Below are 19,286 nucleotides of genomic sequence, written 5' to 3'. Positions count from 1 at the left end.
ATGCGGCACGGCAAGTACCCGTTCGTCATAGGGTTCCTCCTGGCACCCGTGACGCTGTACGTCGTTTTCGTCATCGCGCCGTACGCGCAGGCGTTCTACATGGCGGCGACCAACTGGCGCGGCCTGTCGCCGGGACAGTTCGTCGGGTTCGAAAACTTCGAGCGTCTGTTCCAGGACGACGTGTTCTGGAAGGCGTTGCAGCACCACGGCGTCCTGTTGCTTGCCCTGCCGCTGCTCACGATCGCGATCGCCCTGTTCCTGGCGTTCATGCTGAACGTCGGCGGCGGGGCGAAGCAGGGGGTCATGGTCGGGGTCCGGGGGTCGAAGTTCTACCGGGTGGTGTTCTTCCTCCCCCAGGTCCTGGCCGTGGCCATCCTCGGTGTGCTGTTCCAGGCGGTGTACCGCGCCGACGAGTCGGGGCTGATCAACGGTCTGCTCGGCAGCCTCGGCGTGGAACCGCTCGGCTTCCTGATCAATCCCAACATCGCCCTGTGGTCGATCATCGGGGTGCTGGTCTGGCAGGCCGTCGGCTTCTACGTCGTGCTCTTCTCCGCCGGGATGGCGTCGATCCCGAAGGACATCTACGAGGCGGCGATGCTCGACGGCGCCTCCCGGGTCGGCCTGTTCTTCCGGGTCACCATCCCGCTGCTGTGGGACACGTTGCAGGTCGCCTGGGTCTATCTGGGCATCATGGCGTTCGACGCGTTCGCGATCGTCTGGACGCTCTCGGTCGACCAGGGCGGCCCGGACGGGTCGACCACGGTGCTCGGCGCCGAGATCTACCGCAACGCGTTCGTCTTCTCGAAGTACGGCTACGCGTCGGCGATGGGCGTCGCGCTGTTCTTCCTGACGCTCACCTTCGCCGCGCTGAGCCTGCGGGTCAGCCGGCGCGAATCCGTCGAGATGTGAGGGAGGTCGGACGATGACCATCGGCACTGACAAACCCGCCCCGGTCCAGCCCGCCCCGCCTCCGTCTCGGGGGGTGCGGCGGCACGGCCGGGAGGGCACCAAACGCGAGGTCGGCCTGCTGTCCTCGGTCGGACACATCTTCCTGGTGGTGTGGGCGGCGCTGGTGATCCTGCCGCTGCTGTGGACCTTCCTCGCGTCGTTCAAGAACAACGAGGAGATCTTCGGCAACGCCTGGTCGCTGCCGGGCGCGCTGCGGTTCGAGAACTGGGCCCGCGCCTGGGAGGAGGCGCACGTCGGCCAGTACTTCCTGAACAGCGTCTTCGTCGTCGGGGTGAGCACCTTCGGCACGATGCTGCTCGGTTCGATGGCCGCGTACGTCCTGGCCCGCTACACCTTCTTCGGCAACCGGGCGATCTACTACCTGTTCGTGTCGGGGCTGGCGTTCCCGGTGTTCCTGGCCCTGGTGCCACTGTTCTTCGTGGTCCGCAACCTGGGCCTGTTCAACACCCACACCGGCCTGATCCTGGTCTACATCTCGTATTCGCTGCCGTTCACGGTGTTCTTCCTGGCGGCGTTCTTCAAGACGTTGCCGAACTCGGTGGCCGAGGCGGCGATGATCGACGGCTGCTCGCACACCCGGCTGTTCTTCCGGGTGATGATGCCGATGGCGAAGCCGGGCCTGATCAGCATCACCATCTTCAACATCATCGGGCAGTGGAACCAGTACATCCTGCCGCTGGCGATCATCCCGGGCACCGATGTCGAGGACAAGTGGGTGCTGACCCAGGGCATCGCCAACATCAACACCTCGGCCGGCTTCAACGCCGACTGGGGCGGCCTGTTCGCCGCGCTGACCATGGCGATCCTGCCGATGATCGTCATCTACGCCATCTTCCAACGCCAGATCCAGTCCGGCCTCACCGCCGGCGCCGTCAAGTAGTTCCCCGCGATCTTGCACTTGTCGCCCGACAAATCCGGCGAACGGGGGAGATAACCGCAAGATCGCGGGAGCTGGGGTGGCGAGAGTTGTCGCAGGTGGGCGGCACAATGAGGCCATGCTGGTGGCGGTCGTACCCGACGGCCCCGACGCCGGGTCCGGCGTCGGGGCCGCGGCCGGCGGGCGGCTGCTCCGGCTCGACGACGCCGGGCGGCCCGACGGGGCGCCGGAAACCGTCGACGACCTCGCCGCCGCCGTCACCGACCTGGAGAGACGGCACCGGCCCCGGTGGCTGTGGCCGTCGACCGCGACCGCCTATCCGCCGCTGCTGCACGCCGGCATCCGCGTCGACCGCTGCCACGACGTCGAGCTGACCGAGGCACTGCTGCTCGGCCACGCCGGCCGCTGGGGCGAGCCGCGCGCCCTGCCCGCCGCCCTGGCCCGGCTCACCGGCGCGCCGGTGCCGCCCGACCCGCCGCCCCGACCCGCCGCGCCGCCCGGCGACCTTCAGGGCACCCTGTTCGAGGCGACCGCCGCGCCGCCGGCCACGCCCGGCTCCGACCCGCTCCGGGCCCTGACCGAGGTGTACGCCGACCAGCGGCGCCGGATCGCCGGCACCGAGTCGCCCGGCCGGTTCCGGTTGCTGGTCGCCGCCGAGTCGGCCGGTGCCCTGATCGCCGCCGAGATGGGCGCCGACGGGCTGCCGTGGCGGGCCGACGTACACGACGGGCTGCTGGTCGAGTTGCTCGGCGAACCGTCCCGGGTCGGTGGGCCGCCCCGCCGGCTGGTCGAGCTGAACGCCCGGATCGCCGACGCGTTCGGCGTACGTCAGTTGCACGCGGAGTCGCCGGCCGAGGTGCTGCGCGCCTTCGCCCGGGCCGGAATCGACGTACCGAACACCCGGGCCTGGGTGCTGCGCGGCGTCGAGCATCCGGCCGTGCCGCTGCTGCTGGAGTTCAAGGAGCTGTACCGGATCTGGACCGCGCACGGCTGGGCGTGGCGCGACACCTGGGTGCGCGACGGCCGGTTCCGGCCCGAGTACGTGCCGGGCGGAGTGGTCTCGGGCCGGTGGGCGACCCGTGGCGGTGGCGCCCTGCAGATTCCGAAGGTGGTCCGGCGGGCGGTACGGGCCGATCCCGGCTGGCGCCTGGTGGTCGCCGACGCCGGCCAGCTGGAGCCGAGGGTGCTCGCCGCGGTCTCCGGCGATGCCCGGCTGGCCGCCGCCGGGCAGGCCGCCGACCTGTACGCGGCCCTGGCCAGGGAGTCGTTCGGCGGCGACCGGGCGAAGGCGAAGCTGGCCCTGCTCGGCGCCATGTACGGCCAGACCGGCGGCATGGCGGCTCCCGCGCTCGCCGTACTGCGGCGTAGTTATCCGCTGGCGTACGACTACGTCGAGTCGGCGGCCCGGACCGGGGAGGCCGGCGGCCTGGTCCGGTCGTGGCTGGGCCGCACCTGCCCGCCGGCGTCGGTGGTGATCCGCGACGAGGACGGCTTCGACGCGTTCGAGGCGCCGGCCGACCCGGGCCGGCCCCGGTCGGCGGACCGGGCACGGGGCCGCTTCACCCGCAACTTCGTCATCCAGGCGACGGCCGCGGAGTGGGCGTTGACGATGCTGGCCACGCTGCGCGGGGAACTGGCCGCGACCGCGGCGCGGCTGGTCTTCTTCCAGCACGACGAGGTGCTGGTGCACTGTCCGGCCCGCGACGCCGAGACGGTCCGCGCGCTGGTCGACGCGGCCGGGGTCCGGGCCACCCGGCTGCTCTTCGGCGACACCCCGGTCCGGTTCCCGCTCGACCTGTCCGTCGTGGAGTGCTACGCCGACGCGAAGTAGCGCTGACGGCGCGACGCACGCCCGGAAGTCGGCACGCCCGGGCGGCGCACGCCCGGAAGTCGGCACGCCCGGGCGGCGACACCGCAGCGGCGGCGGATCGTTGGTCCGTTGTGCGTTCCACGGGGGTGGTCGCCCGGCGTGGACGCCGCGGCCGTCCCCGGGCCGGCGGAGCCGGTCCCGATCGAACAGATGCACCTCCCGGGCGCGGCCGGCTGTCCCGGGCGGGGTGGCCGGTCACCGATGGTGGAGGTGACGTAGCTGAATCGCACCGCAGGACTGATAATCGCCGCGGGCGGAGGGCGCCGGATCGGCGGCCCGGAGGCGTTGTTGCACCAGGGCGAGAAGTCGCTGGTGGACCAGATGTTGGAGACCGTACGCGACGGCGGGTGTGCCCCGGTGGTCGTGGTGCTCGGCGCGGCGGCGCACCGGGTCCGCAAGACCGCCGAGCTGACCGGCGCCAAGGTGGTCGTGAACCGCAAGTGGGGGACCGGGGTCGGCTCGTCGATGCGGGCGGGGCTGGACGCGCTCGCCGACGACGACATCGAGGCGGTCGTCGTGGTGCCGGTGGACATGCCGGGCGTCACCGCCGACGCGGTACGGCGGGTGGCGGCGCTGCCGTACCCGGACGTGCTGGTCTGTGCCACGTACGAGGGTCTGCGCAGCTATCCGATGCTGTTCGGGCGCCGGCACTGGCCGGGCATCGCGTCGCTGACCAACGCGGACGTCGGTGCGCGGGCGTACCTGCTGGCGCACAAGGACGACATCGTCGAGATCGCCTGTGACGGGATCGCCGACGGTGCGCGGGTCGACTCGCCGGAACTGGTCGAGGCGTGGGGGCTGACGGTGCCGGCCCAGCGCGAGGGGGACTGACGGCGGGGTCCGGGTCGCGTCCGCGGCCCGGACCCCGCCATCCGGTCGTCAGACCTCGATGTCGAACCTGCGCAGCACGGCCGGGGCGATCAGGCCGGCGGCGGCGAGCAGGGAGATGACGGTGAAGACGCCGCGCAGCACCACGGTCTCGACCTTGCTGCCGGTCTTGATGGCGATCTTGTCGGGGAGGCTGATCATTCGCCACATCCGCCGCTTGATCGGGATCGGCCACAGGATCGGCACCCCGCTGCGGGTGATCATGTCGCCGAGGATGTGGACGAAACAGCCGACCCCGACGGCCAGGCCGATCATCGGATAGCCGCGGTCACCGGGCAGGTTCAGGAAGGTGAAGTAGGCGGCGGCCGCCGAGACGAGGGTGACGATCACCCAGCCGGCGCGCTTGGCCCACTCGTCGAACAGGCCGCGCAGTGCCAGACCGATCATGAAGAACAGGATGCCGATGACGGCCCACTTTCCGTACGCGGCACACAGGGCGGTGGTGCCCCAGCCGACCAGCACGGTGAACGGGATCGTGTGGGTCAGGGTCCGGTGACCGTTGTTGCGGTGCGGGTCCTTGCTGAGCTTGGTGGCGTGATAGACGCCGAGCGAGATCTTCTCGACCACCTCGGCGATGAAGAGCGAGACCACCCCGAAGGTTTTGGCCACGGTGGCGCCGCCCTGGTTGCGGGTCACCTTGCCGGACAGGTCGAGGTCGGGGAAGAGTGCCGCACCGGCGCAGACCGCGGTGCCGACCGCGATGGCCAGCGGTGACTGTTCGTAGTCGGCGAACTGGTGCAGGGCCCAGGAACCCGCCAGCCAGACGGTGGCGCCCGAAAGCGCGTGCGATGGACCCATCATGGTCGTGCACCCTCCCCAGGGTTGATCTGCGAGCGCCCCACTGTGTCAAACGCGAGATCACCGTTCAAACACCTGTCCGTCTACAGTGGATGACGGCGGGCCGGGTGCCGGCCGGTGCCGTCCCGCCGGGGCAGGGCAGCAGCAGCTCAGATCAGGTACGCGCGTACGCCGCCCCGGCGCCCCGTCCGCCGTACGGCGGACGGCGGCGGGGCCGGTGCGCGTGTCGCGCCGCCGCGTACGCCCGCGGCGGTAGCCGGCGGCCCGCCTACTCCCGCCGCGGTACGGCCGCCACGCCAGGGCGCCGACGCCGGTGCCGGTGGCGGTGACATACCGTCGACGGGTGCGGGACGACGGCGCCGGGTGGCTGCCCTGGCTGGTGGGAGAGGCGCCGTGGCGCCCCGCCCGCGGACGCTGGCGCGACCACCTGGTCCTCGCCGGTGTGCTCGCCGTGATCCAGGTCCTCGGTGGCCTCGTCGGTACCGCCGAAGGGGACGCGGCCCGCCCCCTCGACCTCTTCGGCGTCCTGCTGCTGGTCGCCGGGCCGGCCGCCCTGACCGCCCGGCACCGCTTCCCGGCCGCCGTACTCGCCGTCAACGTGGCGGCGGCCGTCACCTATCCGCTGGCCGGCTACTCCAAGGCCCCGTTCTTCCTCGCCGCGACCGTCGCCCTGTTCACCGCCGTCGTGACCGGGCACCGCACCGCCGCCTGGGTACTGGTACAGGTCGGCTACCTCGCCTTCCTCGGCATCGGATGGTTCTGCGCCGACCGGCTCGGGATACCGCCGGAGGCCCGGCCGGAGGTACACGAGGCGGTCGTCGCCGCGCTGTGGATCCTGGTCGTGTTCGTGCTCGCCGAGGCGGCCCGGATCCGCGGCCAGCACTATGCCGAGCAGGCCCGCGCCGGTGCCGAGCAGGAACGCCGGCAGGCCAGCGAGGAGCGGCTACGGATCGCCCGGGAACTGCACGACGTACTCGGCCACCACCTGTCACTGATCAACGTGCAGGCCGGGGTCGGACTGCACCTGATGGACAGCCGGCCGGAGCAGGCGCGCGAGGCGCTCACCGCGATCCGTACCGCCAGCGCGGAGGCGCTGCGCGAGGTACGCGGGGTCCTCGGCGTGCTACGGCCGGAGCAGGAGGTGGCGCCGCGGGCCCCGGCACCGACCCTCGACCGGCTGGCCGAGCTGACCGCCGACGCCGGCATCCCGGTACGGACGAGGGTCCGGGGCGTCGCCCGCCCGCTGCCAGCCGAGGTGGACCGGGCCGCCTACCGGATCGTCCAGGAGGCGCTGACCAACGTCCGGCGGCACGCCGGGCCGGCCGCCACCGCCGTGGTGACCATCGGGTACGACGACGATGCGCTCGCCGTACGGGTCGACGACGACGGCCTGGGCGGTGCCGCACCGGTCGACGAGGCGGGGAACGGCATCGCCGGCATGCGGGCCCGGGCCGCCGCACTCGGTGGCACGCTGACCGCCGAGCCACTGGCCGAGGGAGGGTTCCGGGTCGACGCCCGGCTGCCGACGGGGGAGAACCCATGATCAAGGTGTTGCTCGCCGACGACCAGGCCCTGGTCCGCGCCGGCTTCCGGGCCCTGCTCGACGCCGAACCGGACATCACCGTCGTGGGCGAGGCCGCCGACGGCGCCGAGGCGGTCCGGCTCGCCGCGCAGACCCGGCCCGACGTGGTGCTGATGGACATCCGGATGCCCGGCGTCGACGGCCTGGAGGCGACCGGCCGGATTGTCTCCGACCCCGACCTGACCGCGACCCGGATCGTCATCCTCACCACGTTCGAGCTGGACGAATACGTCTTCGAGGCGCTGCGCGTCGGTGCCTCCGGCTTCCTGGTCAAGGACACCGAACCGGTCGACCTGCTGCGTGGCGTACGGGCGGTAGCGGCCGGCGACGGGCTGCTGTCGCCGGGGGTGACCCGGCGGGTGATCGCCGAGTTCGCCAGCCGGCAGCGCCGCCCGGCCGTCGCGTCACCCGCCCTCGACCAGCTCACCGACCGGGAGCGGGAGGTCGTCGCCCTGGTCGGCGAGGGCCTGTCCAACGAGGGGATCGCCAGCCGGCTGGTGGTCAGCCCGGCGACGGCCAAGACGCACGTCAGCCGGGCGATGATCAAGCTCGGGGCCCGGGACCGGGCGCAACTGGTGGTGTTCGCGTACGAGGCCGGACTGGTGCGGCCCGGCTGGCTGACCTGACCCCGGTTCCCACGACGGCGCGGCACCGGGCACGTGGTTCACCCGTCCCGGGTGATGCCCGGCCACCGGGGCGGCGGCGACACTACGGCGGGAGTGGGCGGCCGTCGGTCGCGCCGGAGCGTACGGGAGGCGGACTGTTGGGGGCGACCGAGACGTTCTTCGAGGAACTCGCCTGGCGGGAGACCGGTGAGGTGCCGTCGGACGTCACCGGAACGATCCGGTTCGACCTGCACCACGACCAGGAGGTCGACCGCTGGCGCCTCACGTTCAAGCGCGGCGTCATGTTCGTCTCCCGCGAAGCCGACGGTGAGCCCGACTGTGTGGTGACCACCGACCGGGCGATCTTCGACCGGATGACCACCGGGGAGACCAACCCCGCGGGCGCCGTGCTGCGCAACGAGATCACGTTCGCCGGGCAGTTGACCCTGTTCCTCTATTTCCAGCGGCTGCTGCCGGGCCCGCCGGACGCCCACGACCCACGCCCGCCCCGGGTCCGGCAGGTGCGCCCGACCGGGGAGACGGGAGCGCGGCCGGCCGCCGCCGAGAGGTCGGACCGATGAACGAAGACGTGGTGAAGATCCTCGACGGCAACAACTTCATCGTCAGCGACCGGCGGGGCGACGTCGACCCCTCGCCGTCGGTGCCCACCGGGCTGTTCTCCCTCGACACCCGTTTCCTGTCGCTGTGGCGGCTCACCGTCGACGGCGAGCGGCTGCACGCCCTGTCCGTCGACGACCTGCACTACTTCGAGGCCCGCTTCTTCCTGGTGCCCGGCGAGCCGACCCACTCCTTCGACGCCAAGATGTCGGTCATCCGGCAGCGGACCATCGGCGGCAGCTTCGACGAGCGCCTGACCGTGCTCAACCACAGCGAGGAGCCGGTCGACGTCACCATCCGCATCGACGCCGGCTGCGACTTCGCCGACATCTTCGAGATCAAGGACGTCCAGCACAAGAAGGGGCAGGTCATCACGGTCGTCGACGAGGACCGGCTACGACTGATCTACGAGCGGGAGACCTTCCGCCGGGAGACGGTGATCAGTGCCGACCGGCCGGCCCGGTTCGACGAGGGCGGACTGACCTTCTCCGCGCACATCGAGCCGCACGGCGACTGGCTCGCCGAGGTGCACGTGGAGACCATCGCCCGGTCGGGCGGCGCGAACGACGTACGCCCCAACGTGCACCACGAGCCCGGACAGATCCAGGAGGGCATGGAGGCCGAGGTCAAGCGCTGGCTGAGCCGGGCACCGATGCTGCGCTGCGACTCCGAGCAACTGGACAAGGCGTACGAGACCACCATGATCGACCTCGCGGCGCTGCGCTTCCCGATCCTGACCACGCCCGGCGCCGCGGTGCCGGCCGCCGGCCTGCCGTGGTTCATGGCGCTGTTCGGCCGCGACAGCATCATCACCAGCTACCAGGCGCTGCCGTTCGCCCCGGAACTGGCCAACACCACGCTGCGCATCCTGGCCCTGCTGCGCGGCGCCAAACTCGACGACTTCCGCGACGAGGAACCGGGCAAGATCCTGCACGAGAACCGGTACGGTGAGTCCGCCGCGTTCGAGGAGCAACCGCACTCGCCGTACTACGGCACCGCCGACGCCACCCCGCTGTTCGTGGTCCTGCTCGACGAGTACGAGCGCTGGACCGGCGACGCCGACCTCGTCCGGGTGCTCGAGGACGACACCCGCGCCGCGCTGAACTGGATCGACGAGTACGGCGACCTGATGGGCAACGGCTACATCTCCTACAAGCGGCGCAACACCGGCAACGGCCTGGAGAACCAGTGCTGGAAGGACTCCTGGGACGCCATCGCCTACCGCGACGGCACCCTCCCCGGCTTCCCCCGGGCCACCTGCGAACTGCAGGGGTACGCGTACGACGCGAAGATCCGCGGGGCGCGGCTGGCCCGCGAGTTCTGGAACGACCCCGCATACGCCGAGCAGCTCGAGACCGAGGCAGGTGCCCTGCGCCGGCGCTTCAACCGGGACTTCTGGGTCGAGGACGGCGAATACTACGCGCTGGCCCTGGACCAGGACGGCCGGCAGGTCGACTCGCTGTCGTCCAACATCGGCCACCTGCTGTGGAGCGGCATCGTCGAACCGGAGCGGGCCCCGAACCTCGCCGCGCACCTGCTCGGGCCCCGGATGTTCTCCGGCTGGGGGGTGCGGACCCTCGCCGAGGACCAGGGCGCCTACAACCCGGTCGGCTACCACGTCGGCACGGTCTGGCCGTTCGACAACTCGCTGATCGCGATGGGCCTGTCCCGCTACGGCTTCCGGGAGGAGGCGGGCCGGATCGCCCTTGCCATGATCGACGCCACGCAGTACTTCGACGGCCGCCTGCCGGAGGCGTTCGCCGGCTACCACCGCAGCCTGACGAAGTACCCGGTCGAGTACCCGACCGCGTGCAGCCCGCAGGCCTGGTCGTCCGGCACCCCGCTGCTGCTGCTGCGCACGATGCTCGGCCTCGAACCGTACGGGGAGCATCTGGTCGTGGAGCCGGCCCTGCCGGAGGGAATGGGGCGCATCGAACTGTTCGACCTGCCCGGCCGGTGGGGCCGGGTGGACGCGTTCGCCCGCGGCCGGCTGCCCGAGCAGCCACCCCGTACGTCGATCCGCCGCACCTGACCGTGCACCGTCGGGCCGGCCGGTCGCGGCTTCCGGCTCAGACCGGCTGGGACAGACGCACGGCGAAACGGTCCGTGCTGCGGATCAGCTGATCCGTCGTGCCGGGTTCCAGCGAGGAGTGGCCCGCGTCGGGAACGATGTGCAGGGTGGCCTCGGGCCAGCGGCGGGCCAGGTCGAAGGCGGTCACCGGGGGACAACACAAGTCGTAACGGCCCTGAATGATGACCGCGGGCAGGTGACGGATGCGGTCCACGCCGTCCAGCAGTTGGGTTTCCGATTCGAAGAACCCGCCGTTGACGACGTAGTGGGCGAGGATCTGCGCGGCGGGCAGCGCCGTGTCGTCGTCGGTCAGCGCGGCGATGAAGGAAGGGTCGGGCGTCAGAGACGAATTGACGGCTTCCCAGCGCATCCACGCACCGGCCCAGCGTCGTGCCACCTCACGGTCGTCTCCGACGAGACGGCGGTGGTACGCCGCGAGAATGTCGTCGCGTTCGTCGGGCGGAACCGGCGCGATGAATCGTTCCCACTCCTCCGGCTGGAGGTTGTGCAGGCCGTACTGATAGATCCACGTCCGCTCGCTGCGGCGTACGAGATAGATTCCGCGCAGAATCAAGCCGGTCACCCGCGTCGGATGCGACTGGGCATAGGCCAGCGCGAGCGTGGACCCCCACGAGCCGCCGAACACCAACCACGCGTCCACGCCGAGGTGTTCTCGAAGCACCTCCAGATCGTCGACGAGGTGCCAGGTGGTGTTCTCGCGCAGTTCGCCGAGTGGGGTGCTGCGGCCGGCACCACGCTGATCGGGGAGAACGACCCGGTAGCGATGCGGATCGAAGAACCGCCGCATGACCGGAGCGATACCGCCTCCGGGGCCGCCGTGTAGGAACACCACGGGAATTCCCGCCGGATTGCCGGCTTCTTCCACGTGCAGCTGATGGCCGTCGCCCACATCCACCCGGTGGGTCGCATACGGCTCGATCGGCGGGTAAAGGCTGCGCGGTGCTTCGCCCCGGCGAGTCACCACAAGATCGTATCAATGCGTTGCCGTAGCGTACGGCCCCGAGAACGCTGCGTCGGGCGGCCTACTGACCCACCCGGCCGTCGATCCGCTCCCGGATCAGATCGGCGTGGCCGCAGTGCCGGGCGTACTCCTCGACCATGTGGACCAGGATGTCCCGCAGCGGCACCCGGCCCCGGCCGACGGTGCCGAGATCCGCGGTCTCCGACACGAGCCGCTCGGCGAAGGCGACCTCCACCCGCCAGGCCCGCCACGCCTCGTCCACGACCTCGGGATCGCCCACCGCACCGTCCCAGTCACCGTCGCGGTCGGCCTTCGAGCAGTACAGGCTCGGCGCATCCTCGCCGGCCAGTTCACGGCGGAACCAGCGCCGCTCCACCTCGGCCATGTGCCGGACCAGCCCGAGCAGCGACATGGTGGACGGCGGCACGGACCGGAGCGCCAACTGCCCGGCGTCCAGATCGGCGCACTTCAGTTCCATCGTGAGCCGGTACCTGCGCAGATAGTCGAGGAGGGTGGCACGCTCGCCGACGGTCTCACTCCCGTCCTCGCGCGGGTCCTCGTCCGGGTCGACCCACATGTCGGGGGAGGTGGTCGCCCGCGTCCAGCGGGTCGGGGTCGCTTCGGCGTCAGGGCTCGTCGTCATTCGAGCATGGTCGGTCAGGGCCGGGCCATCCGCCACCGAATACAGCGGTACGGCCACGGGGCCGCCCCGCTGTCACGGTTCCGTGACGCTCGGCCGGCGGCGGCCGGGATGGCGGTGTGGGCCCGTGCCCCGGGAAGATCAGGAACATGGGGCACAGATCTGGCGGTTGGGCGTGGTCGAAAGTCGGCGCGATTCACGGGGCCGATGCGACGAATGCCGTCGCGTGTGACGGCGATATCCACTCCTACCGCTACCGCTACCGCTGCTCTGCGCCGTCCGACAGCTCCTACGAACGCTGCGTCGGCCTGGCCTGGTGCTCGACGTGCCGCGAATACTCCGGGGCCATGGTGTTCGTACCGCGCGCCGAACACCTCCCGGACCTGCTCGCCGATCTGCCGCCGTCGGAACGTGAGCGGCTCGCGCGCAGCGAGGTCAGGCTGCTCGACTACCTTGATCGCCTCGTCCGGCGAGGAACCTGGCCGGCTGTCGGTCGTGGCGGGCCCGGAGGCCCAGGCAGTTCGTCAGGCGAATGTGGTCACGGCGTCGGCTCGGACCCGCCGACCTGACGGCGCCTCCGAAGTCGGTGCAGCAGCCTGGCCACGATCATGGGCAGCAGGTGCAGCACGACGATGAGCGCGCCCGCCAGCGAGGCGACCTGGCCGGCCGAAAGCCCCTGCCACACCAGCACCAACCCCGCGCACCCGCCGGTGACCAGTGCGTGGACCGCGATCCGCAGCACGGTCGCCCGCGTCGACGGGGCCGTGTCGACCACGTCGGGCTTGTCGGCGCGCCGCCTCAGTGTCGTGACCATCGCTGTGGCCGCGGTCAACACGGCGAACAGCAGCGCCCAGAAGGCGGTCGTCCCGATGCTGGCCCCGTTGGTGAGCGACGGCGCGGCGATGGTCGCGGCCGTGAATACGACGAAGGCCGGCGGCCAGGTGAAGACAAAGGCGGTCGTCGCTGCCAGCGCGACTCTTTTTGCCAGACCGGGCTGCGGTTGCACCTGTTCCTCGATGCGGGCGATCACCTCGTCGGAGGCCCATACCAGTTTGCCGGCCGAGCGCGTTTCGGGTGTCGGGCGTGACATGGGGCAAGCCTAAGGGATTGCCGATGATTAACTCGCAGTCTTGATCTTTCAGTTGTTGGGTGTGTTCGTGGCTGCGGTGGTAAGTAGGTCCAGGATCGACGCGGTGGGTGTGATGGCGTCGATCGTGGTGCCGTGTTGGTCCAGGAGCTGGCGGGTCTCGCTGATCGCTCTACGGATGCTGCTGCGGCTGGTGGTGAACATGGTGGCCAGGGTGGTTTCGGGTAGTTGCAGGCGTAGGTGCAGGACCGTGACCAGGACCCGGTCGGCGAAGGTGAACCGTGCTGGCCGTCCGGGTCGTGGTGCGTGGGGTTTCTTGCCCGCCGCGACGCGGCGTTGGTGTTGTCTGTCCTGCATGAGATTGCCGCGCAACGCCTCGAGGGTGGTGATCATCTGCTGGAGGTCTTGGCGGGGCATGCCGGTCAGCGTCGGGTGCGTCAGCGTCGGGGCGTCATGTGGCGTGGGGGTTCCCGGCTCGGGCCGGAGGTCGGTGGGTGGGGTTTGTGGTGTGGGGTGCAGGGTGTAGTTCCAGTCGCCGTGGAAGGCGTGGCGGCTGATTGGCAGGGCGGCCATCTGTGTGTCGCTGATGGTGACTCCGGTGGGGTAGCTGCCGGTGTCAAGGGCGGCGTGTACCCGTAGTCCGGTGCGGGTGGTGGTGGCGGCGATGGTCTGCACGACGACTTCGTGGCTGGTCAGTGGTCGTCCTCGCCAGTTCTGGGTGATGTGGGAGAACAGGCGGTGCTCCACCTTGTTCCATTTGGAGGTTCCCGGTGGGAAGTGGCACACGGTGATCTGCAGCCCGGTCTGCGTGGCCAGGGCCGCGAGTTCGGCTTTCCAAGCCCGGGTGCGGTAGCCGTTGGAGCCGCCGGAGTCGGCGGTGATCAGCAGGCGGTGGGCGTGTGGGTAGTCGTCGTGGCCGGTTGCGGTCCACCACCGGCGGATCGACTCGACCGCGAAGGCGGCCGTGTCGTGGTCGGTGCCGACGTTGACCCAGCCGGTGTCGGTGGCCAGGTCGTAGATGCCGTACGGCACCGCCTTGCCCTGGCTGTCGCTGGGGAAGTCGTGGGTCAGCGTGGTGACCGGCTCGCCCTTCGGCCGCCATTGCCGGCCGGGGTTGCTGAACTGCCCGATCAGTTCCTTCTTCTTGGTGTCGACGCTGATCACCGGATCGCCGCTGTGGTTGTGGGTTTTGACCTGCTCGTTGATGTACTGGAACTGCGTGTCACGGTCCGGGTGCTGCCTGCCTTCAATGGTTTTGGTGTTGGCCTGCAGGCTGAACCCTCCCTGCGCAACAGGTCGGCCACCGTGTCCGGCCCGACACGATGCCCCTGGCGGGTGAGTTCCGCGGCCAGCGCGCGGGTGGACTTCGTCGTCCAGCGCAGCGGCGACATCGGATCCCCGCGCTCGTCCGGCTCGACCAGGGCCAGCAATGCCGAACGCAGCCCGGGGTCCAGGTCCGCCAGACGCTTTCGGCCACCACCAGGCCGGCGCGTCCTGCCCGACGGTGGCCCGCCGGCATCCAGGTCGGACACTCCCCGCGCCACCGTGTTCTCCGCGACTCCTGCCGCCCGGGACACCGCTCGGATCCCGCCGCGCCCCAACGCCCGGGCCTCGGCTCCCATCAACAGCCGACGCTGCCGCTCATCCAGATACGGGAAGAGCACCTCGAACTTCGCCGCCAGTACCTGCTCGGTCTCCACCGTCACGGCCATACCACATCGGACACCATCCCGCGGCGAAACCGCAAGTTATTTGCCGGCAATCCCTTAGAGCCGTCGGTTGCGGAGGAGCGAGCGGGCATACGTTCTCGCCGGCCGACCCGACCACTGCCCGTGGCCTTCCTGTGACGTCGTCCGGCGGCAGTCGGGCATCGCGGCCGGTGGATCGGATTGCGGACGGCATTCGACCGGACGAGTATCGGCGCATGTGGCCGAAGCCCGACATCGAATGCTGGCTGAATCCCGCGGCGGAGGTTCGTTCCTCGCCGATCGCCGGACAGGGACTCTTCGCGCGAGCCGATATCCCGACCGGTGCGGCGGTTTCCCGAATCGGCGGGCGCCTGGTGACAGAGCCTGAACTGCACCGGCTGCTCGATGCCGTCCGGGCCGCCGGGCAGGGTTATGTCGACACCATCACGGTGACCGACGGCTCGCATCTGGTGCTACCTCCCGGGCAGCCCAATGGCAAGGGCAACCACAGTTGTGACCCGAATCTGTGGTGGGCCGCGCCGTACACGCTCGTCGCCCGCCGCGACATTGCGGCTGGCGAGGAACTCACCAATGACTACGCGACCAGCGCCGGTACGGACGATTTCACCATGGCGTGCCGCTGCGGCGCGAGCGTGTGCCGCGACATCGTCACCGGCCGCGATTGGCGAAGGCCGGAACTGCGCCAGCGGTACGGTGACCACTGGGTGCCGGGTCTCCTGCGTCGGATTCGACGGGAATCCTCGTCCCCCTGACAGCATCTCCCGTTCTCAGGTGCAGTACGCGACGGCTTGCAGCGATCCCTCAGGTGTGGACCCGCGACTGTTCTTCCAGTGCCTTACAGAAGGCACGGTCGTCAGGAATCGGCGGCATCTCGACGTGCGGGTCGGTACCGGGATCGTGGTTGAAGAGCACCCGACCGCGCCGCGTCGAAGCATGGTCGGACGACTCGGCTCGCCACGTGGGCGTCCGCTCTCCTTGATCGCGTGGCTCGGCGTGATCAAGGAGAAGTCGTGGCGCTTCCCGCCCGATTTGCGACACACATCCCCTTGATCGCGCGGTCGGCCCGGGCGCGCGGTGGGCCCGGGGGCGCGCCCGGCCGGCCGGCGCGCCCGGCCGGCCGTCGGGCGCGGGTCAGAGGGTCAGGAGGTTGCCTTCCGGGACCACCACGCGGGGGCGGCCGCCGGCGAGCTGCGCCGCCGCCTGCCGCGCCGTGAACGAGTCGTTGTCGCGTTGGGCGGACGCGTACGCGGCGGCGGTGCGGGCGGCGATGGTCGACCAGCCGTACCGTTCGCTGACCATCGACCGGGCCTGACGGGCGACCCGGCGGGCGAACGCCGCGTCGCCGAGCAGGCTGTCGACGGCGCCGGCCAGCGCGCCGGGGTCGCTGTGCGGGAAGGTGACGCCGGTGACGCCGGGTTCGACGATCTCGGCGAGTCCGCCGGTGGCGGCGACGGCGAGCGGGGCGCCGGCCGCGGCGGCCTCCAGGGCGATCATGCCGAACGGCTCGTAGAGGCTGGGGATGACGGTGGCGTCGGTGGCGGCGAGGACGGCCGGCAGTTGGGTCTCGTTCATGAAGCCGGCGAAGCTGATGGTGTCGTCGAGGCCGAGCCTGCGGGTCTCGTCCTGCAGTTCGGGCCGGTACGGCCCGTCGCCGGCGATCACGACGCGCAGGCCGGGGTGCCGGCCGGCGAGTTCGGGTACGGCGTTGACGAGGTGCTGGACGCCCTTCTCGTAGACGAGGCGGCCGGCGAAGCCGAGCAGCGGGCCGTCGCCGGCGAACCGGGCGCGGGCGGCGGCGACGGCGCGGGGCCGGGCCCGCCAGGCACGGTCGTCGACGCCGTTGGGGATGACCTCGACGCGGCTGGCGGGCATCTCCAGCAGGCGGGTCACCTCCCACTTCATGTATTCGGAGCAGACCAGGACCCGGCCGGCCTCGTGGCCGAGCCACCATTCGACGGAGTGGATGCACTTGTTCATCTCGTCGGGGAGCCAGCCCTGGTGCCGGCCGGCCTCGGTGGCGTGGATGGTGGCGACCAGGGGCAGGTCGAGGTGTTCCTTGAGGGTGACGGCGGTGTGGGTGACGAGCCAGTCGTGGGCGTGGATGACGTCGTATTCGCCGGACTCGGCGGCGCGCAGCGCGGCCCGGGTCAGGGTGTGGTTGAACGCCATGGTCCAGGCCAGCAGGGACGGGGTGGCCAGCGGGAACAGGGGCGGGTCCTCGGGGGCGCGGACGATGCGTACGCCGTCGGCGTACTCCTCGAGCGGTGCGCCGGGGGCGTGCCGGGTGACGACGGTGACCTCGTGGCCGGCGGCGGCCAGGGCGACGGAGAGGGCGTGCACGTGCCGGCCGAGGCCGCCGACCACGACCGGCGGATACTCCCAGGACAGCATCAGCACCCGCTGGCGCTGTGGACTCCTGAGGTCGAACACTTCGGCATTCGGTGACATTGGCCCCGCCCCTCGGCATCGTCCCGGCGCATGCGCGACCAGACACCTGTGGCGGGTGTCAGCGCATCGTCTGGGTTGTGGCCAATCGTGCCGGGAACCCGATAACCAGCGAAGACACGGCCGTTGCAGGTGTGTAACGGCAAAACGGTCAGCTCCGTCGGGCGCGCCTGAACTCCGCTACCGACCAGGCCTGGAAGGGGCAGCCGGTGGCGGTGTGCGGGGCTTGCCCGTCCGCGGTCTCACTGACAGACCCTAGGCCAAATTCGGGCAAATGAGACTCAATTCCAATCAAAGACTCGCCGATCCGCAGGCCGGCCCGGCGCAGCGCGTCGGCGTACGGTCCGATCAGCCACGGCCAGACGGTGCCCTGGTGGTAGGCGCCGTCCCGGTCGGCGGGCCCGCCCCGGTGCCGCCCCGCGTAGTCGGGCGAACCGGGGGCCAGGCTGCGCAGGCCGAGCGGGGTGAGCAGGGCCGCGCCGACGGCCTGCACCATCCGCGGGTCCGGGGTCAGCGGCGCGTGCGGCAGCGACCAGGCGAGCAGTTGGTTGGGGCGCAGGTGGTCGTCGTCGTGGTGCGTTGCCCCGCCCAGCGGATAGGTCGGTGCGGGCGCGTCGACGACGTCGTGCAGCCAGCCGGACGGCGACGGGAACCGCCGGCGGTACGACTCCAGCGCCCGGGCGTGCGCCGCCTCCGCCGGTCCGGCGTCGGTGGCGACCAGGTCGGCCAGTTCGCGCACGGTCGCCAGCCCGTTGATCCACAGGGCGTTGACCTCGACCGGCTTGCCGGCGCGGGGGGTGACGGGTACGCCGTACACGCGGGCGTCCATCCAGGTCAGCGCCTCGCCGGGAGCGCCCTGGGTGAGCAGGCCGTCGGTCGGGTCGACCCGGATGCCGTAGCGGGTGCCGGTCAGGTGGGTGTCGACGACGGTGCGCAGGGCGGGCAGCAGTTCGGCGGCCAGGTCCGGGTCGCCGGCCACCTCGACGTGCCGGCCGACGGCGTGCAGGAACCACAGCGTGGCGTCGGCGGTGTTGTACTCGACCCGGCCGGTGTCGGCGGTGTTGGCGAGCATTCCCTCGGAGAGCCGGCCGGCGTACGCCCGCAGCAGGTCGCGGCCCTCGTCGAACCGGCCGGAGGTCAGGAAGAGCCCCTCGTACGCGGTCATGGTGTCCCGCGACCAGGCGCCGAACCACGGATAGCCGGCGACCACGTCCGGGCCGTCGGGGGTGGTGACCACGAACGCGTCGGCGGCCAGCGCGAGCGTCGCGTCGACGTCGTCGGCGGGTGCGGCGGCGGCCACCACCGACTGGTTGCGCCGGCGCGCGGCGGCGACCACCTCGTCCGCCGCCGGCGGTTCGGTGCCGAGGTCGTCGGCCCAGGCCAGCACCTGCACCGTGTCGCCGGGGCGGTCCAGGGTGCCGGCGAAGCGGCCGGCGTACCAGAGGTCCTCGGTCGGGTTGAGGCCGCGGGCCGCCTCCGCCCGGTGGTGGACGCCGTGCCACCACTGCCCCTCGGGCTCCCAGTCCGGGCCGGCGAGCCGGAACGCGCTCTCCACGATCGCGCCGCCGGCGACCGGCTCGACGTGCGGGGTCGGCCCGTCGGCGCGGCGTTCGCCGTGCGCGTCGCGCCAGGTGCAGACCGCGGCGAGGCTGAGATGGACCGGGCCGCCGGCGACCAGCCGGTGTACGACGGCGACGCAGGACCGGCCGTGCGTCATCGCGATCTCGCGTTCGATGACCACGTCGCCGATTCGCCAGCGCCAGCGGGGCAGCCCGTCGACCAGGTCGAAGCGTTCGAGCAGTTCGAAACCGCGCGGGTCGACGTCGCCGGAGGCCCACTCGTGGGCGCCGAGGCGTACGTGGGCGCCGGACGGGAACACCACCGCGGGGTCGAGGCTGACCAGGCCGACCCGGCGGCCGGCGCAGGTGTCGTCGGCCACGACCAGCAGCCCGTGGTAGCGGCGGGTGCGCAGCCCGCTGACGGTGCCCGTGGCGTAGCCGCCGCGGCCGTCGGGAACCAGCCACTCGCGGGTGGCGCCGGTTTCCAGGTGGCCGCACACCTGCGGACCGAAACTGATCGGAATCAATGCTTCTCCTGGGGAGGGCTGTGCGGGGAGCACCGACGAGGCTGTAACACGCCGCGGTG

At 71.3% G+C, this 19,286-nt stretch carries 16 protein-coding genes and 2 pseudogenes; 11 read left to right on the top strand and 7 right to left on the bottom strand.

From position 1 onward, the window contains the following. The 4 genes from Prubr_RS00580 to Prubr_RS00565 all read left to right on the top strand — a co-directional run bounded on the left by Prubr_RS00580 (window position 1) and on the right by Prubr_RS00565 (window position 4,547). Window positions 1-909, top strand: a complete 909-nt coding sequence (locus Prubr_RS00580) for a carbohydrate ABC transporter permease (RefSeq protein ID WP_212820556.1) — start codon at window positions 1-3, stop codon at window positions 907-909. A gap of 13 nt (window positions 910-922) precedes the next feature. Continuing rightward, the gene (locus Prubr_RS00575) at window positions 923-1,849 is read left to right on the top strand and encodes a carbohydrate ABC transporter permease (protein WP_212820554.1); all 927 of its coding nucleotides are present in this window, start codon (window positions 923-925) and stop codon (window positions 1,847-1,849) included. A 115-nt stretch (window positions 1,850-1,964) separates the two neighbouring features. Further along, window positions 1,965-3,677, top strand: a complete 1,713-nt coding sequence (locus tag Prubr_RS00570; protein WP_212820552.1) for a bifunctional 3'-5' exonuclease/DNA polymerase — start codon at window positions 1,965-1,967, stop codon at window positions 3,675-3,677. Window positions 3,678-3,953: 276 nt separating this feature from the next. Next, complete coding sequence (locus Prubr_RS00565; RefSeq protein ID WP_212827283.1) at window positions 3,954-4,547, top strand: nucleotidyltransferase family protein; 594 nt, start codon at window positions 3,954-3,956, stop codon at window positions 4,545-4,547. A gap of 48 nt (window positions 4,548-4,595) precedes the next feature. Here Prubr_RS00565 and Prubr_RS00560 read toward each other — a convergent pair whose 3' ends face one another. Continuing rightward, window positions 4,596-5,405 (bottom strand): metal-dependent hydrolase, encoded by an 810-nt coding sequence (locus Prubr_RS00560; RefSeq protein ID WP_212820550.1) that lies wholly within the window; start codon window positions 5,403-5,405, stop codon window positions 4,596-4,598. 340 nt (window positions 5,406-5,745) lie between these two features. Between Prubr_RS00560 and Prubr_RS00555 the strand changes: the two genes are divergently transcribed. From Prubr_RS00555 to Prubr_RS00540, 4 genes are all read left to right on the top strand, one after another. After that, window positions 5,746-6,945 (top strand): sensor histidine kinase, encoded by a 1,200-nt coding sequence (locus Prubr_RS00555; RefSeq protein ID WP_212820548.1) that lies wholly within the window; start codon window positions 5,746-5,748, stop codon window positions 6,943-6,945. Beyond that, window positions 6,942-7,610 carry a response regulator gene (locus Prubr_RS00550; RefSeq protein WP_212820546.1) on the top strand — a complete coding sequence of 223 codons (669 nt, stop codon included), beginning with the start codon at window positions 6,942-6,944 and terminating at the stop codon, window positions 7,608-7,610. The genes Prubr_RS00555 and Prubr_RS00550 overlap by 4 nt, the downstream gene beginning before the upstream one ends. Window positions 7,611-7,747: 137 nt before the next feature. Continuing rightward, window positions 7,748-8,170, top strand: a complete 423-nt coding sequence (locus Prubr_RS00545; protein ID WP_212820543.1) for an SCP2 sterol-binding domain-containing protein — start codon at window positions 7,748-7,750, stop codon at window positions 8,168-8,170. Beyond that, window positions 8,167-10,239: an amylo-alpha-1,6-glucosidase gene (locus tag Prubr_RS00540; RefSeq protein WP_212820541.1), complete on the top strand. Its 2,073-nt coding sequence runs from the start codon at window positions 8,167-8,169 to the stop codon at window positions 10,237-10,239. The genes Prubr_RS00545 and Prubr_RS00540 overlap by 4 nt, the downstream gene beginning before the upstream one ends. 37 nt (window positions 10,240-10,276) lie before the next feature. On the opposite strand, the gene pip is transcribed toward Prubr_RS00540, so the two are convergent. Together pip and Prubr_RS00530 are read right to left on the bottom strand one after the other, a co-directional pair. Then, the gene (gene pip / locus Prubr_RS00535) at window positions 10,277-11,260 is read right to left on the bottom strand and encodes a prolyl aminopeptidase (protein WP_212820539.1); all 984 of its coding nucleotides are present in this window, start codon (window positions 11,258-11,260) and stop codon (window positions 10,277-10,279) included. 61 nt (window positions 11,261-11,321) lie between these two features. Continuing rightward, window positions 11,322-11,903, bottom strand: a complete 582-nt coding sequence (locus Prubr_RS00530; protein WP_212820537.1) for a DinB family protein — start codon at window positions 11,901-11,903, stop codon at window positions 11,322-11,324. Between the two features lie 146 nt (window positions 11,904-12,049). On the opposite strand from Prubr_RS00530, the gene Prubr_RS00525 reads away from it, so the two are divergent. Continuing rightward, entirely contained in the window at window positions 12,050-12,469 is a 420-nt protein-coding gene (locus Prubr_RS00525) for a hypothetical protein (RefSeq protein ID WP_212820535.1), read from the top strand. On the opposite strand, the gene Prubr_RS00520 is transcribed toward Prubr_RS00525, so the two are convergent. Next, on the bottom strand, window positions 12,439-12,990 hold the full coding sequence (locus Prubr_RS00520) for a hypothetical protein (RefSeq protein ID WP_212820533.1): 552 nt from the start codon (window positions 12,988-12,990) through the stop codon (window positions 12,439-12,441). The two genes, Prubr_RS00525 and Prubr_RS00520, sit on opposite strands and share 31 nt — an antisense overlap. Window positions 12,991-13,038: 48 nt before the next feature. Then, window positions 13,039-14,699 (bottom strand): annotated as a pseudogene (locus Prubr_RS00515) (ISAzo13 family transposase). Window positions 14,700-14,911: 212 nt separating this feature from the next. On the opposite strand from Prubr_RS00515, the gene Prubr_RS00510 reads away from it, so the two are divergent. Then, complete coding sequence (locus Prubr_RS00510; RefSeq protein WP_212820531.1) at window positions 14,912-15,448, top strand: SET domain-containing protein; 537 nt, start codon at window positions 14,912-14,914, stop codon at window positions 15,446-15,448. 28 nt (window positions 15,449-15,476) lie between these two features. Then, window positions 15,477-15,617, top strand: a pseudogene (locus tag Prubr_RS00505) (VOC family protein); the annotation flags it as partial. A 210-nt stretch (window positions 15,618-15,827) separates the two neighbouring features. On the opposite strand, the gene Prubr_RS00500 reads toward Prubr_RS00505, so the two are convergent. Continuing rightward, window positions 15,828-17,144 (bottom strand): glycosyltransferase family 4 protein, encoded by a 1,317-nt coding sequence (locus tag Prubr_RS00500; RefSeq protein WP_212820529.1) that lies wholly within the window; start codon window positions 17,142-17,144, stop codon window positions 15,828-15,830. A 148-nt stretch (window positions 17,145-17,292) separates the two neighbouring features. After that, window positions 17,293-19,227 carry an amylo-alpha-1,6-glucosidase gene (locus Prubr_RS00495; protein ID WP_212820527.1) on the bottom strand — a complete coding sequence of 645 codons (1,935 nt, stop codon included), beginning with the start codon at window positions 19,225-19,227 and terminating at the stop codon, window positions 17,293-17,295. Between the last annotated feature and the right edge of the window lie 59 nt (window positions 19,228-19,286).

The organism is Polymorphospora rubra, assembly GCF_018324255.1.
Taxonomy (GTDB): Bacteria; Actinomycetota; Actinomycetes; order Mycobacteriales; family Micromonosporaceae; genus Polymorphospora; species Polymorphospora rubra.
Note: the sequence above shows the minus strand (reverse complement) of the source record. Positions and strands in the feature narration are given on the sequence as shown.